Source organism: Paraburkholderia steynii (genome assembly GCF_900100565.1).
GTDB lineage: Bacteria > Pseudomonadota > Gammaproteobacteria > Burkholderiales > Burkholderiaceae > Paraburkholderia > Paraburkholderia terrae.
Map to the genome: position 1 here is coordinate 147192 of NZ_FNDI01000020.1, position 18136 is coordinate 165327.

The 18136-nt window shown below is 62.0% G+C and carries 16 protein-coding genes; 9 read left to right on the top strand and 7 right to left on the bottom strand.

Annotated features, from left to right (window positions below):
* Positions 1 to 79 precede the first annotated feature (79 nt).
* The gene (locus BLT65_RS30495; protein WP_091784826.1) at positions 80 to 940 is read right to left on the bottom strand and encodes a MurR/RpiR family transcriptional regulator; all 861 of its coding nucleotides are present in this window, start codon (positions 938 to 940) and stop codon (positions 80 to 82) included.
* A 234-nt stretch (positions 941 to 1174) separates the two neighbouring features.
* On the opposite strand from BLT65_RS30495, the gene BLT65_RS46675 reads away from it, so the two are divergent.
* The 7 genes from BLT65_RS46675 (at position 1175) to BLT65_RS30530 (ending at position 10509) form a co-directional block, all read left to right on the top strand.
* Positions 1175 to 1708, top strand: a complete 534-nt coding sequence (locus BLT65_RS46675) for a hypothetical protein (protein ID WP_143036589.1) — start codon at positions 1175 to 1177, stop codon at positions 1706 to 1708.
* A 353-nt stretch (positions 1709 to 2061) separates the two neighbouring features.
* Positions 2062 to 2298 (top strand): hypothetical protein, encoded by a 237-nt coding sequence (locus tag BLT65_RS30505; protein WP_042308937.1) that lies wholly within the window; start codon positions 2062 to 2064, stop codon positions 2296 to 2298.
* A 292-nt stretch (positions 2299 to 2590) separates the two neighbouring features.
* Positions 2591 to 3280, top strand: coding sequence for a gamma-glutamylcyclotransferase (locus BLT65_RS30510; RefSeq protein WP_091784912.1), 690 nt, complete (start codon positions 2591 to 2593; stop codon positions 3278 to 3280).
* A gap of 28 nt (positions 3281 to 3308) precedes the next feature.
* Positions 3309 to 4286: a LysR family transcriptional regulator gene (locus BLT65_RS30515; RefSeq protein ID WP_091784832.1), complete on the top strand. Its 978-nt coding sequence runs from the start codon at positions 3309 to 3311 to the stop codon at positions 4284 to 4286.
* A 205-nt stretch (positions 4287 to 4491) separates the two neighbouring features.
* On the top strand, positions 4492 to 5667 hold the full coding sequence (locus tag BLT65_RS30520; RefSeq protein WP_091784835.1) for an efflux RND transporter periplasmic adaptor subunit: 1176 nt from the start codon (positions 4492 to 4494) through the stop codon (positions 5665 to 5667).
* A 28-nt stretch (positions 5668 to 5695) separates the two neighbouring features.
* Positions 5696 to 8953 (top strand): efflux RND transporter permease subunit, encoded by a 3258-nt coding sequence (locus tag BLT65_RS30525; protein ID WP_091784838.1) that lies wholly within the window; start codon positions 5696 to 5698, stop codon positions 8951 to 8953.
* 11 nt (positions 8954 to 8964) lie between these two features.
* Positions 8965 to 10509 carry an efflux transporter outer membrane subunit gene (locus BLT65_RS30530; RefSeq protein ID WP_091784841.1) on the top strand — a complete coding sequence of 515 codons (1545 nt, stop codon included), beginning with the start codon at positions 8965 to 8967 and terminating at the stop codon, positions 10507 to 10509.
* A gap of 501 nt (positions 10510 to 11010) precedes the next feature.
* Here BLT65_RS30530 and BLT65_RS30535 read toward each other — a convergent pair.
* Both BLT65_RS30535 and BLT65_RS30540 read right to left on the bottom strand, forming a co-directional pair.
* Positions 11011 to 11922 carry a LysR family transcriptional regulator gene (locus BLT65_RS30535; protein ID WP_091784843.1) on the bottom strand — a complete coding sequence of 304 codons (912 nt, stop codon included), beginning with the start codon at positions 11920 to 11922 and terminating at the stop codon, positions 11011 to 11013.
* 87 nt (positions 11923 to 12009) lie between these two features.
* Complete coding sequence (locus tag BLT65_RS30540; protein ID WP_091784846.1) at positions 12010 to 13584, bottom strand: MFS transporter; 1575 nt, start codon at positions 13582 to 13584, stop codon at positions 12010 to 12012.
* A 343-nt stretch (positions 13585 to 13927) separates the two neighbouring features.
* Between BLT65_RS30540 and BLT65_RS30545 the strand changes: the two genes are divergently transcribed.
* Complete coding sequence (locus tag BLT65_RS30545) at positions 13928 to 14569, top strand: glutathione S-transferase family protein (protein WP_091784914.1); 642 nt, start codon at positions 13928 to 13930, stop codon at positions 14567 to 14569.
* Between the two features lie 105 nt (positions 14570 to 14674).
* On the opposite strand, the gene BLT65_RS30550 is transcribed toward BLT65_RS30545, so the two are convergent.
* A complete protein-coding gene (locus BLT65_RS30550) occupies positions 14675 to 15487 on the bottom strand; it encodes an acetoacetate decarboxylase family protein (RefSeq protein WP_091784850.1) in 813 nt (270 codons plus the stop codon).
* A gap of 44 nt (positions 15488 to 15531) precedes the next feature.
* Complete coding sequence (locus BLT65_RS30555) at positions 15532 to 15954, bottom strand: tautomerase family protein (protein WP_042308950.1); 423 nt, start codon at positions 15952 to 15954, stop codon at positions 15532 to 15534.
* Positions 15955 to 16169: 215 nt separating this feature from the next.
* On the opposite strand from BLT65_RS30555, the gene BLT65_RS30560 reads away from it, so the two are divergent.
* A complete protein-coding gene (locus BLT65_RS30560; RefSeq protein WP_091784852.1) occupies positions 16170 to 17048 on the top strand; it encodes a LysR family transcriptional regulator in 879 nt (292 codons plus the stop codon).
* A 33-nt stretch (positions 17049 to 17081) separates the two neighbouring features.
* Here the strand turns inward: BLT65_RS30560 and BLT65_RS30565 are convergent, their stop codons facing one another.
* Positions 17082 to 17462 carry a hypothetical protein gene (locus tag BLT65_RS30565; protein ID WP_042309010.1) on the bottom strand — a complete coding sequence of 127 codons (381 nt, stop codon included), beginning with the start codon at positions 17460 to 17462 and terminating at the stop codon, positions 17082 to 17084.
* A gap of 200 nt (positions 17463 to 17662) precedes the next feature.
* Positions 17663 to 17965 (bottom strand): hypothetical protein, encoded by a 303-nt coding sequence (locus tag BLT65_RS30570; protein ID WP_244186769.1) that lies wholly within the window; start codon positions 17963 to 17965, stop codon positions 17663 to 17665.
* Positions 17966 to 18136: the final 171 nt, after the last annotated feature.

The following is an 18136-nucleotide window of genomic DNA, read 5'->3' on the forward strand; positions in this document are numbered from 1 at the left end:
ATTACAACATATGTTGTCAATGACGACGCAATGCGCCCGTCTGTTGCCTTGACATGGCCTTGAAGGTTGCGGGCGCCGGTCAGGGCACGTAGGCGCCCTTCGCGTGCAGCGACTGCTCGGCGAGTTCGAGTTGCTGGACGGCGTCCGTGCCTTCGAGCGCGAGCAGATGCGCGACCAGCGATTCCGCAATCGCCGTCGCCGCCACCAGCGACGGGAAGAACGACGGGCTTTCGTGCGAGAAGATCAACACTTTGTCGGCGTTCAGCGCAATGGGCGACACGGCGCTGTCGGTGATCGCGATCAGCTTGCTGCCCTTTTCCAGCGCGGCTTCGGCGACGCGCGCCGCCTCGACGGAATACGGCGCAAAGCTGACGACGATAGTCGCGCTGTCGCGTTCGATGCCGCGCAACTGCATTTCGAGCGTACCCGCTTCGCCTGACAGCAGCGAGACGGACGAGCGAAACAGCCGGTATCCATAGACGAAGCCGAACGCGACGGGAAAGCACGACCGGAACCCGGCGACATGGACGTGCGGCGCGCGCCGCAACAGCTTGGCCGCTTCGACGGTGACGCGCGTGTTGTGCGCGGCCGTGACTTCGAGATTGTGCTGTTGCGCGACGAGCAGATCGTGCGCGAGCGCGTCTTTCGCGTGACCCTTGACGAGCGAGCGGGCGCGGCTCGTCAGCGGCTCGGGCCGGGTGCGCACCCGCGCGACGAACAGGTCGCGCAATTCGTTCCAGCCCGGAAAGCCCAGTTGCTGCGACAGCCGTACGAGCGACGCGGGTTGCACCTGCGCGCGCTCGGCCACCTTGCGCATCGACGAGACGGCGACCTCATCGGGGTGATCGAGCAGAAACGCCGCGCCCATCTGGAACTGCGGACTGAGTTCGGAGAAACGTCCACGGATCAGGGCGGCGAGCTGGTCGAAGGTGTCGGGCATACGGTGTACCGGGAATGAGGATGACAACAAATGTTATCACCCGGTATGAAGGCGGGCGAATGAAGAGTGGCGTGGTGGACTTGCTGAAGAACCATGATGTTTTGTTCGCTTGCCAACACTTCAAAACGCGAAGTCACCCTGCTTGACCTAACGTAATGGAGCAGCACTCGTCGGCGATTCGAAAGCAGATAAATCATCCCGCGTCGCAATTGCGCCCATAACAAGGAGTACACCGTGGTTACTGGACCTATCGTCAAGGCACCCGTAGATACCCCCGCCCGCTTTGCTCACGAAGACATCCTCATCGACGGAGCAATCGGCTTTACGTCGACACCCGCTGGTCCGATGTTCAACCCTGCCGCGGACAAGTCGGCAATCAAAGTTCCGACTCTCGTCCGTGTCCGCAGCGCAGACGGAGTACCGGTTGAAGGTCTGGTCGCGCGAAATTTCTCGGCCGCTTTCTGGGGCATTGGAGAACTGGAGACAATAAAGGTTTTGTCTTGTGAACCGATGCACAAAAAGAACGGGCCGACATCGGAAGCGGGAATCAGCCTCATGGGCATGTATTTTCTCAATCTGAAAATGCCCGAACTCTGGTGGTGGCAAACGCCCGACAACAAGCGGAACATCACCAATCTGGTTTTTATCCTGAACGTTTCGATTCTCGACACGAGAGGATCAATCGTTGTGAGTAAGACCGGTCAGGTATTTCTAACGACGCCGTGCCTGCATATGCCTCGCGTCTATCGTGAAGAAGACGATGCGTAGTTCGCGTGAACGCAATGGCCTTCAAATCCCGCTCGACATGCGCGCGCTTACCACCGGCACTCGAAATCCCACATTGCGAAATCATGGCCCGTGTCACAAAACCGAATGCTGCATGGCATCGTGAACGCGATGCGCATGGGAAAAACTCTTTTCTCAATATGAAATGACACCAGCATCCTTTTGATTTTATGAGACTTTTTATCCGTTCGACGCACCACATTCCTACCTCGCGCCTATCACCCGATTCGGTACTCTCTTATACAAGAGGTGGATAACCGACGACGACCAGCCGACCGATCGGCGAGCCGGTGCGACCCGCCCAGTGTTCTTTTCATACCGCTGGAGAAAATCAAATGTTGCACGTTTATGTCGAACCCGTACCGAAGGGCCGATGGGGGCCGATCGATGGATACACCGTCGAATTCAAGGACGGCACCAAAGTAACCCCGGAAATCTACCGTTCAGAAATGCTCGCTGTCGGCGAGATCAAGTTGCGTGGCTATGTGCCGCTTCTCGCGAAGGTGCGTATCACCGACAAGGCCGTCACTGAGCACTGGCAAGCGCCCGGGCAACCGCTGCCGCAAGACTGACACCGACCCACCGCGCACATTCGCTGCGCGTAACGCGTGCTTCGCGCCGTCATCGGGCGAAGCACGCGCCCACCCTGCCTGGACCATCACACGCCATCTCGCTGGCGCAACAGCGCTGCGTCACATGCTTCGCGGATGAGTCACCCGATTGTCGCCCCCGCGTCGCCAAAGCGTTTCCGCAGCAACGGTTTATCCGACGCGCTGCCGCCGTCATACTCGTGCCCATTCTCCGGACATGTCGCCGATCACCGCGTCATGTCCCGATGTGACGCAATCTCCACGGGCGACGAAGATGGTGACCAGACAGATCATTGACTCAGGCGCATACCTGCAACACTTCGAATCGTTGCCGGACCTCTGGACGCTCGAACAGATCGCCGCATCGCTCGAAGCAACGCTGCGGGACAAGCCAGCGGGCGTCGCCTCGATATGGGTATTCGCCTATGGCTCGCTCATCTGGAACCCGATGATCGAGTTCGACAAGCGGATGGTCGCGACGCTGCACGGCTGGCAACGCAGCTTCTGCCTGCAGATGACAGCGGGCCGCGCAATCCCGGACAACCCAGGCAGGATGCTCGCGCTTCGTCCCGGCGGGCACACCCGGGGCATCGCGTTTCAACTACGCGCCGCGACATCGAACGACGAGTTGCGGCTCATCTGGATACGGGAGATGGTGCTCGGGTCGTACCGTCCCACCTGGGCGCCCATCACGCTCGAAGACGGCAAGGAGACGCACGCGATTGCCTTCGTCGCCGACGAATCCCGCGAGCAGTTCCAGCACGATTCGTCCGTGCCGACCGTCGCCCCGCTGATCGGGTGCGCGACGGGCACGTTCGGCACCAATGCCGAGTATCTGTTCAAGCTTCACGCCGCGCTTGCGGAATGCGGCGTGAACGATCCTTATGTCGAGGCGATTGTCCACGCAATCGAACGTCCTTCGCACGACTCGTGCGCCGGCCCAGTCTGCCGTGGCGAGCATTGAAAGACGCCTCGACACGAAGCACGCAATCATGGACAAACTTCAGGCGATGCAGGTCTTTACGCGGGTCGTGGACTGCAACAGCTTTTCCGGCGCGGCCGACGCGCTGCAGATGACACGTTCGTCCGTGACGACGATCGTCCAGAATCTGGAGGCATACCTCAAGGTGCGGCTGCTGAACCGCACCACGCGACGCATCAGCCTGACGCCCGACGGCGCGGCCTATTACGAGCGATGCGCGCGTATTCTCGCCGACGTCGAAGACTCCGAAACCTCGCTTTCGACTGCGGCCCTGCCACGCGGAAAACTAAAAGTCGACATGCCCGGCTCGATAAGCCGGCTCGTCGTCGTGCCCGCGCTAGACGACTTTCACGCGCGCTATCCCGACATCGATCTGATGCTCGGCGTCAGCGACAAACCCGTCGACCTCGTGCAGGAAAGCGTCGATTGCGCGATACGCATGGGGCATCTGCCCGACTCGACGCTGGTCGCGCGGCGTATCGGCACATCGGAGTTCGTCACTGTCGCCAGCCCGGACTATCTGTCGCGATTCGGAGAGCCGACGTCGCTGGTCGAGCTCGACGCTCACGTCGCAGTCAACTATTTCTCGCGCCGCAACGGACGAATCATCGAGATGAACTTCATCGTCGACGGCGAGCCGGTGGAAGTCCGCATGCGTTCGAAACTCGCCGCCAATGATGGCGACGCCTACCTTCAATGCGGACTGCAGGGGCTCGGGCTGATCCAGGTGCCTCACTTCTTTGCTTCGCGCCATCTGCAAACTGGCGCGCTGATCGAAGTGCTGGGCGAATGGCGCCGCGCGCCCCTGCCTGTGTGGGCGGTTTATCCGCACAACCGGCATTTGTCGCCGCAGGTCAGGGCGTTTGTCGATTGGGTGTCCGAGCGGTTCGAAGGCTGTCATCTGCTTCGTAAAAGCCCATCCGTGGCGATGAGCCACGACCATCACGGCATCGCACGATCCCAGGAAACGGCCCTCGTGCATTCATAGCCGGTTCGCGGAGGACTGCGTCGAACGCACGCAATATTGTCGCTCCACAAGCTACAAAGAAACCACTCCCGCCCGCTTTATCCGCCAGATCGCGCAGTCCATACTCGCGGCAACGCTGACAGCCCGCGAACGCAACGGGCTCGCGCAGGAAATCAATTCGACCGCTTCTTCAATGATCCATTTACATTGATAAGGATATCTATCCATGTATACCAACCGAAAACGGATGACCGTCGCGCTCGGTGCTGTTGCCTTCGTTGGCGCTGTCGCCGGGCTTGGCTATCTTCGCGGTCCGCTCAGCGGTCCCGTCGACACCGCCCATGCCGCCGATATGCCGCCAACCGCCGTCGAAGTCGATGTCGCGACGGTCCTGTCCCAGACCATCACGGACTGGCAAAGCTACTCGGGACGGCTCGAAGCCATCGACCGCGTCGACGTGCGCCCGCTCGTACCCGGCACGATCGTCGCCGTGTACTTCAAGGACGGCGCACTGGTGAAAAAAGGCGACCCGTTGTTCACGATCGACCCGCGTCCCTATCAGGCGGAAGTCGATCGCGCGGCGGCGCAACTCGCGGCTGCGAAAGCGCGCGCTGCGTATGCGTCGACGGATGCGGCGCGGGCTGACCACCTGCTCGCCGATAACGCGATCGCAAAACGCGACTACGACGAAAAGCACAACGCGGACCGTGAGGCATCGGCAGCCGTCAATGCGGCTGAAGCCTCGCTCGAATCCGCTCAGGTGAATCTCGGCTACACGAACGTGACAGCACCCGTGACGGGCCGCGTGTCGCGCGCGGAACTGACGGTTGGCAACGTCGTGTCGGCGGGCGCCAACGCTCCGCTGTTGACGACCCTCGTTTCCGTGTCCCCCATCTACGCGTCGTTCGAAGTCGACGAACAAACCTATCTGCAGTACCTCGGCCGCGACCGCAATGCAAAGGTGCCGGTCACGATCGGTCTTGCGAACGAGGAAGGCTATTCGCTCAAAGGCACGATCAGTTCGGTCGACAACCGGCTCGACACGTCGTCGGCGACGATTCGCGTGCGCGCGACCATCGACAACCGCGACGGCACGCTCGTCCCCGGCCTTTACGCGCGCGTGCAAGTAGGCGGCGGCGAAGCGCACCCCGCGATCCTCATCGACGACGCCGCCGTCGCCACCGATCAGGCCAAAAAGTACGTCCTCGTCGTCGACGGCGCGAACAAGGTCCATTACCGCGAGGTCAAGCTCGGGGCGCTGCACGACAACCTGCGCGTCGTCGACTCGGGTCTCAAGGCAGGCGAACGCATCGTCGTCAACGGCTCGATGCGCGCCCGTCCGAACGACACCGTGCAGCCTCACGCCGTCGACATGGTCAACGCAGCACGCCAGCCGGCGTAACAAGACGAGAAGGGACGAGAGACTCATCATGAACATATCAAAGTTTTTCATCGACAGGCCGATTTTCGCGGCCGTGTTGTCGGTGGTGATCCTGCTGGCGGGCGTGATCGCGTTGACGAAATTGCCGACGGCGGAATATCCCGAAGTCGTGCCGCCTTCCGTCGTGGTCCGCGCGCAGTATCCGGGCGCGAACCCGAAAGTGATCGCGGAGACCGTGGCGTCGCCCATCGAGGAACAGATCAACGGCGTCGAGAACATGCTGTACATGCAGTCGCAGGCCAACAGCGACGGCAACATGACGACGACGGTAACGTTCAAGCTCGGCACCGACCCGGACAAGGCGCAGCAACTCGTGCAGAACCGGGTATCGCAGGCGATGCCGCGCTTGCCCGAAGACGTACAGAGGCTAGGCGTGACGACCGTCAAGTCGTCGCCGACGCTCACGATGGGCGTCAATCTCGTCTCGCCGAACGACCGCTACGACCTGACCTATCTGCGCAACTACGCGCTCATCAACATCAAGGACCGCTTCGCGCAGGTGCCGGGCGTCGGCGAAGTCGTGCTATGGGGTTCGGGCGACTATTCGATGCGCGTGTGGCTCGACCCGACCAAGGTGGCACGCCAGAACCTGACGGCGACAGATGTCGTGAAAGCGATTCGCGAGCAGAACGTGCAGGTCGCGGCGGGCATCGTCGGCGGCGCGCCGATGTCGACCAACATTCCGCTGCAGTTGAGCGTGAACGCGCAAGGCCGCCTGAAAACGGAAGACGAGTTCCGCAGGATCATCCTGAAGACGTCACCCGATGGCGCGGTCACGCATCTGGGTGACGTCGCGCGCGTGGAAATGGGCGCGTCCGATTACGCGCTGCGCGCGGGTATCGACGGGAAGAAGGCCGTTCAGATCATCCTGTTCCAGCAGCCCAATGCGAACTCGCTGCAGATCTCGGACGATATCCGCCGGCTCACAGCCGAAATGCAAAAGGACATGCCAGAAGGCGTCAAAGCCGAAATCGTCTACGACCCGACGCAGTTCGTGCGAGAAAGCATCGATGCCGTGGTACACACGCTGTTCGAGGCCATTTTCCTCGTGGTGGTCGTGGTCATCGTGTTTCTGCAAACCTGGCGCGCTTCGCTGATTCCGCTGCTCGCGGTGCCCGTATCGATTGTCGGCACGTTCTCATTGATGCTCGCGTTCGGCTTCACGATCAACGCGTTGTCGCTGTTCGGCATGGTGCTGGCGATCGGCATTGTGGTCGACGATGCGATCGTCGTCGTCGAGAACGTCGAGCGCAATATCGCGGCGGGCCTAACACCGCTCGAAGCATCGTATGAGGCGATGCGGGAAGTGAGCGGACCGATCATCGCGATTGCGCTCACGCTGGTCGCCGTGTTCGTTCCGCTTGCGTTCATGTCGGGGCTCACAGGGCAGTTCTACAAGCAGTTCGCGATGACGATTGCGATTTCGACCGTCATCTCGGCGTTCAACTCGCTCACGCTGTCGCCTGCCCTCTCGGCGCTGCTGCTGAAGGACCATCACGCGCCAAAGGACTGGCTCACGCGCGTCATGGACCGCCTCTTCGGGCCGTTCTTCAACCTGTTCAACAAGCTGTTCAATCGCGGCTCCGATGCGTACGGCAAGGGTGTCGGCGGCATCATCAACCGCAAGCTCGCGATGATGGCCGTGTATGCCGTGCTGCTGGGCGGCACCGTCCTGCTGGGCAGGATCGTGCCCGGCGGCTTCGTCCCCGCGCAGGACAAGGACTATTTCGTGAGCATCCTGCAACTGCCCGCAGGCGCATCGCTCGATCGCACCGAGAAGGTGGTGAACGAAATGGGCGACATCGCGCGCCGGCAGCCGGGCGTCAGGCACACGACGGAATTCCCGGGGCTCTCGGTGACGGGCCTGATGAATTCGTCGAGCAGCGGCCTGGTGTTCTCCGTGACCAATCCTTCCAAGGAGCGCGGCAAAGGCGAAAAGGCGGCCGACATCGTCGGCGGACTGAACACGAAATACGCGGGCATCAAGGACGCGGCCATTGCGACGTTTCCGCCGCCGCCCGTCCAGGGTCTCGGCACGATCGGCGGATTCAAGCTGCAGATCGAAGACCGCGGCGCGCTCGGCTACGAAGCGCTGAACAAGGCCACACAGGCGTTCCTCGCCGCGGCTGCGAAGGCGCCCGAGCTTGGTCCGTCTTTCTCGAGCTATCAGATCAACGTGCCGCAGTTGAATGTCGAACTCGACCGCGAAAAGGCGAAGCAACTCGGCGTCTCCGTGACGGACGTCTTCGACACGATGCAGATCTATCTCGGCTCGCTGTATGTGAACGACTTCAACAAATTCGGCCGTGTGTATCAGGTTCGGGCACAGGCCGACGCGCCGTTCCGCGCGACGGCGGACAGCATCCTGCAACTGAAGACGCGCAACGACAAGGGCGAGATGGTGCCACTGTCATCGCTCGTGAAGGTGACGCCGACTTACGGCCCGGAAATGGTGGTGCGCTACAACGGCTATCTCGCCGCCGACATCAACGGTGGACCCGCGCCGGGCTACTCGTCGGGCCAGGCGATGGCGGCCGTCGAGCGCATCGCCGCGCAGACCTTGCCGCGCGGCATCCGGTTCGAGTGGACGGATCTCACGTATCAGCAGATTTTGACGGGCAATACCGCGTTCTGGGTGTTTCCCATCAGCGTGCTGCTGGTGTTCCTCGTGCTGGCCGCGATGTACGAAAGCCTGACGTTGCCGCTCGCCATTCTGCTGATCGTGCCGATGAGCATTCTGTCCGCGCTGTTCGGCGTGTGGCTCACGCGTGGCGACAACAACATCTTCACGCAGATCGGCTTGATGGTGCTGGTCGGTCTGTCGGCGAAGAACGCGATTCTGATCGTCGAGTTCGCGCGGGAGCTGGAAATTCAGGGCCGTTCCATCGTGCAGGCGGCTATCGAAGCATGCCGCCTGCGTCTGCGTCCGATTCTGATGACGTCGATCGCTTTCATCATGGGTGTGGTGCCGCTCGTCATCTCGACGGGCGCCGGTTCGGAGATGCGTCGCGCGATGGGCATTGCGGTGTTCTTCGGGATGCTGGGCGTCACGTTCTTCGGCCTGCTGCTAACGCCTGTGTTCTACGTGATCCTGCGCAAGCTCTCGGGCGGCAAGCGGCTCAGGGACAAGCACGGCCGCCGTCCGCACATTCATGGTCCGCACGAGCGCGACGGCAACGAACAGGGTGCGACCGGCAGGCCCGCCGCACCTGATGCGAAGGTCCGCGAACCGGCGTTGCAGGATTAAGGAGCCTCATCATGAGAAGCACATTCTGGAAACAGGGTTTTACGGGTTCGCTGCTGCTTGGCGCGCTGCTGGCCGTCGCCGGTTGCTCGCTGGCGCCGACCTACGACGTGCCCGCGACGCCGGGCGTCAGCGGCACGTTCAAGGAAGCGCCGCCCCAACCGCTTGCGGGTGAAGCAGTGGGTGCCTGGAAAACAGCACAGCCTTCCGAGGACATGTCCCGAGGCGAATGGTGGAAAGTATTCGGCGACGCGAAGCTCGATGAACTCGAACAGCAGGCCCTCGACGCCAATCAGAATCTGAAGGCGGCCGCCGCGCGCGTGAAGGAAGCGCGCGCATTGAACCAGGCGGCGCGCGCGGGCCTGTTCCCGACACTCGATGCGGGATTCGGCCCGACGCGGCAACGTGTGTCGGCGGCATCGCTGTTCGAACCCGACGGCACGAACGTGCCGCAGCAAACCTTCTGGCGCGCGCAGGCTAGCGCATCGTACGAGGTTGATCTGTTTGGCCGCGTCGCGTCGAGCGTCGACGCCGCCAAAGCCGATACGCAACAAAGCGAAGCGCTCTATCGTTCGGTGCTGCTGACGCTTCAGGCGGATGTCGCGCAAAACTACTTTGCATTGCGCGAACTGGATGCCGAAGCGCAGGTTTTCGCGCAGGCCGTGTCCCTGCGCGAACAGGCGTTGAAACTCGTGCAGCGTCGATTTGCGGAAGGCGATATCACCGAACTCGATCTGCAACGCGCACAGGCCGAGCTTGCGTCAGCAAAGTCCGATGCGATGACGGTACAGCGCCTTCGCGCGGCTTCCGAACACAGCCTCGCGGTTCTGCTCGGCCAGGCACCGGCAGAATTTTCGATGGCGGCCAATCCACTCGAATCCGTCAACTTGCGGATTCCGCCTGGCCTGCCTTCATCGCTACTGGAGCGCCGTCCGGATATCGCTGCCGCGGAGCGCGGCATGGCGGCCGCCAATGCGCGCATCGGCATTGCGAAGGCAGCATTCTTCCCGTCGCTGACATTGACGGGCACGGGCGGCTTCGAATCGGCGACGCTCGGCGATCTCTTCAAATGGAGCAGCCGCGCGTTTCTGCTGGGTCCGCTGGCGGGCACTGCGCTGAACGTGCCGATCTTTGACGGCGGCCGTCGCAAGGGCAATCTGGCGAATGCGCGCGCCGTCTATGAAGAGGATGTGGCGAAGTATCGCCAGCAGGTTCTCGTCGCGTTTCAGGAAGTCGAGGACAACCTCTCCGACATGCGCATTCTCGAAACCCAAACGCGCACTCAGGACGAGGCCGTCAATGCGTCGCAGCGCGCCGCCGATCTCTCCCGCAAGCAGTATGTGGAAGGCGCTGTGAACTATCTCGACGTGATCGACGCCGAGCGGACTGTTTTGCAAGCGAGACGCGCTGCCGTGCAACTGCAGGGCGTGCAGGCAGCGTCGACGGTCAATCTGATACGCGCGCTCGGCGGTGGATGGGGTGATGTCGTTCCACAGCCGGCCGCGCTGGGTGAAGCGGGGCATCCAACCGCGACGCAAACGACGGTCGCACAAAAGTAAGGCTTCATGGGACAACTGTGAGCAGGCTTTCGCGCCATACGCACCACTCCGAACTGGAACGCGAGGTCGGTGTCGCAAGAGCGCAGACTTGTATGACGCGACAACCTACACACAGTTTGCCACCTGGGCGGCAGCAACGATTCGCTGCCGCCAGCCTCTCTACGGGTGATTGAAGGAGGTGATGTGACTGTCAAGAGCGTTGGCAGCGGGTCTCAGCAAGAACGCCGCCGCGAACGGGACGGGGCCGTTGGGGGCCCGCAGGCAATAACAAGGGTTGGCGGTGTTAGCCGCTTTCTTTTGCCTACTTTTCTTTGCGGCGGCAAAGAAAAGTAGGTGCCGCCCCGCACAGGGGCAACGCTTGAAGCACGTAGGCATAACGCGGATGCCAGCAAAAGCAAAAGACCAATGGCGTCCACGCAGAACAAACCTCAAACATCCGCCAGCCACGCCCCCAAAAAATCCTCAACAAACCCTTTATCGAAGAAATCGAAACACAAGCCCCTAGCGCCCCTCCCCCTGCAACATCTCCGCGAGATGATTAACGACCGCGCGCGTCTTCGCCGCCATCTTCTGCCCTAGCGAGATGATCGCATGCACGGGTGGCCCATCGACATCGGCATTCGGCAACAGATGAACAAGCCTTCCCGCCTTCACGTAAGGAAGCGCCACGCGATCAAGAATCTGCGCAACACCGAAACCGGCCACAGCCGCTTCCACGAGCGCCTGTCCGTCGGCGAGCACCAGCACGGGCTGTGGCGAATACTCCCTGACAGCATCACTATCCTGCAGCGTCCATGCGCGCAACCTTCCTGAAGGTCCACGAAAAACGATCGCATCGTGTGCAGCGAGCGCGCCGATATCGTGAATGTCGCCGCGCCGTTGAAGGTACTCCGGCGACGCATAGAGCCCGAGCCGCAGATCGCACAGCTTGCGCACCGTCAGCTCGCTATCATCGGGCAACGCACCGATACGCACGACGACATCCCATCCTTCGCCGATGGGGTCCGACATCCGGTCGGTAAGCGCCACTTCGAGCGTGATCTTTGGATGCTTGTCGCGCAGTTGAATGAAGCTGGGAAGAAGCAGCCGGCCGAACCCCGCAGGCAGATCGATCTTGACGCGCCCCGCCGGCTCCGAGCGTCTCGACGCGAGCTGCTGCTCCGCTTCGCGTAGACCGTCGAGCGCCTGTTGCGCGGCCTGCAGATAGGTCTCGCCATCTTCGGTGAGGCGGACCGCGCGCGTCGTACGCTGGAACAGCTTCGTGCCGAGGCGCGCTTCGAGCCGCTGCACCGCCTTCCCGACATTCGACTTGCTGCTGCCTATTTCTTCGGCCGCGCGGGTGAAGCTGCCGCTCTGCGCGACCGCAACAAAGACCGCGATCTCATTGATCGGTGCATCTGCGCGTTCGTTCATGTGACGATCGATTGGCGTGGAATCGAGGGGTTCGGCAACTTTAGCAGGTCCGTTGCAATTTCGCGTGAGACAGCCGTGTGGTTCACGCTATGCGTCCACCGTTTCTTTCAACTGCTTTGCTCGCGTCTGCGCGTCGGGATCGTCATTCCGACTGGACGTGCGACTGAGGAAAGCAAACGTCGCCACGGCGGATAGCAGCGTGATGACGATCAGCACATGCAGAAGGCGCGTGAATGCATCCGCGTAACTCATCGAGAGCGCGTGACGGGTGGCTTCCGGAAGAATCGCCGCCGCATGGATCATGTCGCCAGCAACGACGCGTTGTGCCGCTTCCGCGATTCGCGCGGCGACTCCAGCGTCCGTATCCGGCACCACGCGCATCAGGCTCGTGTGCGCCAACGCCGCAAGAATGGCCGTCGCGATGGCGAGCGCAATACCTTCACCCGCCACGCGCGTCGTGCTGAATATGCCTGCTGCCATGCCCGCGCGCTCTTTGGGCACGACGCTGACGGACAGGCCATCCATCAACCCCCACGGCATGCCCGCGCCGATGCCGATCACGAGCATCGGCATCACGAGCGCGGCCTTCGCTCCGCTGAAGTCGACGAGGCTCAGCCAGTAGAGTCCCGCCGCGGCGATCAGAAAGCCGACACCGGACAGCACACCCGCCGATACCCAACGCGTACACGACGCAACGAGAAGCGGCACCATCAGCATCGGCGCCGACAGCGCGATCATCAGCACGCCCGCGTCGATTTCGCTGAGTCCTTCCGCGCCGATGAAGCGCAACGGCAGCATCACGACGAGCACGATATAGCAGTAGCACGTCCCCACCGGCAAGATCTGCACGCCGACGAATCGCGGATAGCGAAACAGACTCAGTTCCAGCATCGGCCGCTTCACGCTGGTCTCGATCACGATGAAGGCAACGAGGAAAACGGCGGAAGCGATCAGCAGCAGGACGACGGGCGCGCTGCCCCATCCGCTCGCCGGCGCCTGGATGACACCGAACGTGAACAGAACGAGCGTCGCCGTGAAGGTGATCGTGCCGGGATAGTCGAGGCCCGTCGCGCCCGGATCGCGCGTCTCGCGCATGCGCGGCACGCCGAACATGAACGCAAGCGTGCCGATCGCTGCGATGACCATGAAAATCGAACGCCAGCCGAAATGCTCGATCAGCACACCCGCCATCAACGGCCCGAAAGCGAGGCCGATACCGAAGCTCGTGCCAAGAAAGCTGAACGCGCGGGTGCGCGCATGTCCATCGAACTCCTGAGCAAGCGAAGCAGCGCCGCTCGACAGCGACGCGGCGGCGACCACGCCCTGTGCGCCACGCAAGATGTCGAGCCATAACACCGACGGCACGAAGCTCATCGCCACCGACGTCAGCACGAAACCGCCAAGTCCGACAACGAACAGCTTCTTTCGACCGAACTGGTCCGCGAGTGCGCCCGCCGCCATCAGCAAGCTGCCGAACGTCAACATGAACGCATTCGTGATCCAGGTCAGCGACGTGGCCGTGCCACCAAGATCGCGACCGATTGCGGGAGTCGCGACAGCGCCCCCGGAGAAAGACAGGGGCAAGACTAACGCGGCGAGGCAGACGGCGGCCAGAATCAGCAGCTTGTTGCCCTCCGCGCCGTTAGACGAGGGAGTGCGCATGATCGGGAAAGAGGTAATGACAGGAGAGGTGCCGGTGATGCAACGCTGCATCACGACTGATAGACAGGGGCCCGATTATGCAGCCCGATACTCACTCGATAAACAGCCGCGCGGTATTCAGTGCGTCTCCCACGACGCGACAATCGAAACACGTTGCACCCACACAGAACCGCGTGACGTCCGCATGCCCCTGCCGGATTGTCGCTTGCGAAGCGACTCAGCGACTCTCCTTGCCCCGTTTATCGCGCAACCGAAACTGCCCATACTTCGCTGCAACGGTGCCGACGACGGCGCCCCAACGAAACCCGACCCTGACCGGTCCGCGCTAAAAGGAATGTCGATCATGAAGCTCTACATCGCCAAAGCAACCTGCTCACTCGCCGTCCAGCTTGTCGCCAACGAACTCGGCCTCGCGCCGGAACTCGTGCATTTCGACGTGTTCGGCAAGTCGACGTCGAATGGCTCGGCGTTCGCCGATGTCAACGCGCTGCTGTATGTGCCCGCGCTCGAACTCGACAACGAAAGTCAGGACATCCTGACGGAAACGGTCGTGATCGCGTCGTACCTGGCGGACCAGCATCCCGGCTCCGATCTGATTCCGCAACGCGGGACGATCGAGCGCGTGCGCATGGATCAACTGCTGACTTTCGTCGCCACCGAGATCGCGCAAAAACACATTCCGCTGATGCGCAAACTGATGACGCCGGAAGGCATCGAATTCCATACGAACAAGCTGCTGTCGGCCTACGCCGCGCTCGACAAGCGTCTCGCCGATGGACGCCCGTATCTGACGGGCGAGCAGTTCACCGTCGCCGACGCCTACGTGTGGGCAACAATGTGGCATGAGCGTTCGGGTGTGAAGCTCGACCATCTGACGAACCTGATGGCCTACGTGGCGCGCGTCGAAGCTCGCCCGTCTGCGCAGAAGGCGCTCAGCGACGAAGCGGCCGTCGTTGCACGTCATGAAGAACGACTCGCGGCGTAACAGCCGTTGCGTATTGCGCGATCAAATGCGCAACAAGCCACGCGGCCCGGAAGTTTTGCTTCCTGGGCCGCGTGGCGTCACTTCGATAGCGGTGTGAAGTCAATCTCACGCAGCCTGCGTGCCGTCGCTCAGCGTCTTCAGGTCGGTCACCGTGTACGACATCGACAGCCGATAACCCGCGCCGACGCGCACAGGCGCGAGATCGGAAATCTCTTCACCCTCGGCGACGGGCAAGCTCAGTTGCCCCTCGCCTGCCCACACGTCGGCCATGCGGGGGTCGTCCATGATCGACATCACGAGTTCGTGGACGGCGGGCGTCTCATGCTGCCCGGCAGCCAGTCTCGGGAAGTGACGCAGATTGACGATCGGTCGTCCGGCGAGACTGACCGCTGAAGGATCGTCCACCTTGCCCGTCAACTTGACCTCTGCACGCGCAATGCGCTGGCCCGCCGCCGATGCCGTTGCCGCAAAGCGCGCGCCCGGCGCTACCTGCGCAGCAGCGAGGCTGGGTGCCGCGAACGTGCGCGTCTGGTACACGGCGCCGAGGCGCTTCGGAAAGCCCTGAATCAGGCCGCGCATCATCGCCGAGTCGTTGTCCACGAAAATGTACGGGCAGTATGCGACTGGCTGGCCTTCATACAACGCATCGACGAGCAGGAAGAACTCGCGGTACTGATAGCGCGCCGGGTCCAGCAGTTCATCGTTTTGGCCCGTGAACTGCCAGTCGACGAACAGCGCCGTTGCGTGACCCGGCGACGACGGATCGACGCTCAGACCCGCCGGCAACGTCGCAGCCACAGCGGCGGGATCGGCCCAGAACTCGACGATCAGAAAGTCGCCCGAATAGTGCCACGGCGGCGGCGGCGCAATGCTCGACAGACCACGGGGCGACAGAGGAACGGCGTATTGCTTCGACATGATGTTCTCCAGAATCAGATTTGAGTAAGGCGGATGGCGATGTTTCAGGCGGCAGTGCCGGCGGCTGTCGAGCCGTCCGCTGCCAAAGCTGCGCTTCGTCCGGCGAGTCCGTTTCCTGCCGACCAGTTCTCGCCCGCCACCTCGACGAGGTTGATGAACACATCGGCGGGTTTGACGCCCGGGTTCTTTTCGAGCCGCGCAACGAGGTCCTGATAGAAGCGTTGCTTGTCGTCGGCTGAACGGCCCGCTGTCAGCGTGATCTGGATCAGCAGCACGTCGGACGAGCGCGTGAACGGGAAAGTCGTGTTGACGTGAAAGTTCGCATCCTCGTGTTCGCTGACGGTCATGAAGAACGTCTCCGGATGCACGCCAAGCGACGTGTGAAGCGTTTCGTGGATACCTTCGAGAACGGCAGTGCGGTACGCAGCGGGTTTGCCGCTGCGCATCGAGACATGGGTCATTGGCATTTGAAGCTCCTGAAGTGCGTTTGCTTGAGATGAATCTTAGGGTTGCACTTCGATAACAACAATTCATCACTAAGTATTTCTGTGATGAATTTCACCAATGATTGAAAACACGCTTTCTTGCTTCGTCCTGCTTTGTGGACGCAGTATTGCGCTGAATCTGCGAAAAACCAGGCACTCGTCTATGATTTAAATTCGCGATGACTGGAGCCGCTAACATGAGAACCGATTATCAATCTCCGACGCGGCGCCTCGACCTCGACGACGTTCAGGCATTCGTGCTGGTCGCCGACCTCAGCAGTTTCACGCGCGCCGCCGAAGTGCTCGACATCACGCAATCGTCGATCAGCCTGAAGATGAAGCGGCTCGAAGAACGGCTGGGGCGCCGCCTTCTCGAACGCACGCCGCGGCGCGTACAGTTGCTGCCCGAGGGCGCGGCATTCCTCGCGGCCGCGCGGGAGTTGCTGAGCGCGCACGACCGCGCGCTGAATCCGACAGTGCAGGCGCAACGCAGCCTGCGCCTGGGCATCATCGACCACACCGCCGCGGACGGGTTGATACCGTTGATCGCCCGCATTTCCGCGCAGGACCCTACGTTGCGGGTCGAAGTGAAGATCGGCGCGTCCAGCGAAATGCTCGCCGGTTACGACTCCGGCGAACTCGATGCCGTCTTCGCGCGACGCGACGCCACGCGAAGGGACGCGGAAAAACTGTTCGTCGAACACTGTGGATGGTTTGCCTCGCCACAATGGATGCACAGTCCCGGCGAGCCGTTGCGGATCGCGTCGCTGTCCGCCCCTTGCGGCGTGCGCGCGAACGCGCTGAAGGCGCTCGATGAAGCAGGCATCAAGTGGACTGAGGTATTTGTCGGTGGCGGCATCGGCACGGTGGGCGCCGCCGTGATGGCAGGTCTTGCAGTCGCGCCCATGACGCGGCGCGGATGCCCGCCGCGAGCCGTCGATGTCGGCAGCCGGCTCGGCTTGCCGCCGCTCGCGCCGATCGAAATCGCCGTCTATACGCGCGTGCGAGACGCCGGCATGAGAGAAACGATCCGCAGCCTGGGCGTCGCGTTGCGTACGACGAACGCGTCGGCTTGACGCGGCCGCTTAGTGACCTGCTTAGTGCCCCGCCTACTTCGATGCAGTGCGCCCGTCCTTGTCCACGCCGTCAGCCTGAGGACCATGCGCGGCGCAGGCTTCAAGCGCGACGACGGCTTTTCTCGCCACAGCCATCGTTTCGTCACACACGGCGCGTCGCACTGACTTCGGACAACCGCCGTTTGCGGCGATCTCATCGAGTGCGCCCTTGGCCTTCTTGAGCGCGGCCTCCGGAGAACCCGTATCCGCGATCAGCTTCGCGATGTTGAACACGCTACCCGACGGCAGAATCACGAAGTCGGGACAGGTGGACCCGGCGTAGGCTGGCGTCGCGAGCAGCAGCGCGAATGCCGCGGGAACAAGCCTGGGAACAAGCGCGGGAACACGCCCAATGGAGCGAGAGTTGATCGTCATGACGGGCGACCTCTGAATGGACATCGACGCTGTCGTCGGTTGAATCCGCGAGTCCGGGTCACCCTTTTTTGATCGTTGACTGGCAGCGCCACCCAGATCGCATTTGCATCAAACGTTATAGCTGCGGATCCTTAACGATGGCTTACGCCCGCTGCACTTTTAGCTTTCCGTTTCGTCTGTCGTATTGGTTGACGCGTCCGTCAAAAGTGCGGGTGACATTCGAACGTGAGTTGCGCCTCGTGGGTCTCGAGCGCCCGCACGCCTTTGGACGACTCCGACACGACGCTCGGCACCTCGCCTCGTTGCGCGCAAAAGTTGCTTGCGCTCTGCATGACTGCCTTGTGAGACCTCGCCCACGCCGCGCTGCCGCCCGCCGCCGATGCGTGTAGCGTGTATCGCCCCGCATCGCCCGTCTCGACGACGGGACCGGAACTCGCGCACGCCTGCATGAGCAAGGGCACGAGCGCGAAAATTGCCGCGCGCACGGCCCGTCTTCGCGCCACGACTGCCACGCGTTCTCTGATCAGATTAGTCAGACCTGAGAGGACTTGATTGACTTCAGATGTATTCACGACAACCTCTAAGCTGAACGCTCGCACCTGCACGATGCGGTGCGCGACCATCGCGAAGTATGAATTGGCCCCGTCTCGCGATCAGCTATCGAAGTTGCAACA

What these genes read in the sequence shown, in the direction of transcription:
- BLT65_RS30495 (WP_091784826.1), bottom strand. Translation starts at nt 940, where the DNA reads ATGCCCGACACCTTCGACCAGCTCGCCGCCCTGATCCGTGGACGTTTC.
- BLT65_RS30505 (WP_042308937.1), top strand. Translation starts at nt 2,062, where the DNA reads ATGTTGCACGTTTATGTCGAACCCGTACCGAAGGGCCGATGGGGGCCG.
- BLT65_RS30510 (WP_091784912.1), top strand. Translation starts at nt 2,591, where the DNA reads ATGGTGACCAGACAGATCATTGACTCAGGCGCATACCTGCAACACTTC.
- BLT65_RS30515 (WP_091784832.1), top strand. Translation starts at nt 3,309, where the DNA reads ATGGACAAACTTCAGGCGATGCAGGTCTTTACGCGGGTCGTGGACTGC.
- BLT65_RS30520 (WP_091784835.1), top strand. Translation starts at nt 4,492, where the DNA reads ATGTATACCAACCGAAAACGGATGACCGTCGCGCTCGGTGCTGTTGCC.
- BLT65_RS30525 (WP_091784838.1), top strand. Translation starts at nt 5,696, where the DNA reads ATGAACATATCAAAGTTTTTCATCGACAGGCCGATTTTCGCGGCCGTG.
- BLT65_RS30530 (WP_091784841.1), top strand. Translation starts at nt 8,965, where the DNA reads ATGAGAAGCACATTCTGGAAACAGGGTTTTACGGGTTCGCTGCTGCTT.
- BLT65_RS30535 (WP_091784843.1), bottom strand. Translation starts at nt 11,922, where the DNA reads ATGAACGAACGCGCAGATGCACCGATCAATGAGATCGCGGTCTTTGTT.
- BLT65_RS30540 (WP_091784846.1), bottom strand. Translation starts at nt 13,584, where the DNA reads ATGCGCACTCCCTCGTCTAACGGCGCGGAGGGCAACAAGCTGCTGATT.
- BLT65_RS30545 (WP_091784914.1), top strand. Translation starts at nt 13,928, where the DNA reads ATGAAGCTCTACATCGCCAAAGCAACCTGCTCACTCGCCGTCCAGCTT.
- BLT65_RS30550 (WP_091784850.1), bottom strand. Translation starts at nt 15,487, where the DNA reads ATGTCGAAGCAATACGCCGTTCCTCTGTCGCCCCGTGGTCTGTCGAGC.
- BLT65_RS30555 (WP_042308950.1), bottom strand. Translation starts at nt 15,954, where the DNA reads ATGCCAATGACCCATGTCTCGATGCGCAGCGGCAAACCCGCTGCGTAC.
- BLT65_RS30560 (WP_091784852.1), top strand. Translation starts at nt 16,170, where the DNA reads ATGAGAACCGATTATCAATCTCCGACGCGGCGCCTCGACCTCGACGAC.
- BLT65_RS30565 (WP_042309010.1), bottom strand. Translation starts at nt 17,462, where the DNA reads ATGACGATCAACTCTCGCTCCATTGGGCGTGTTCCCGCGCTTGTTCCC.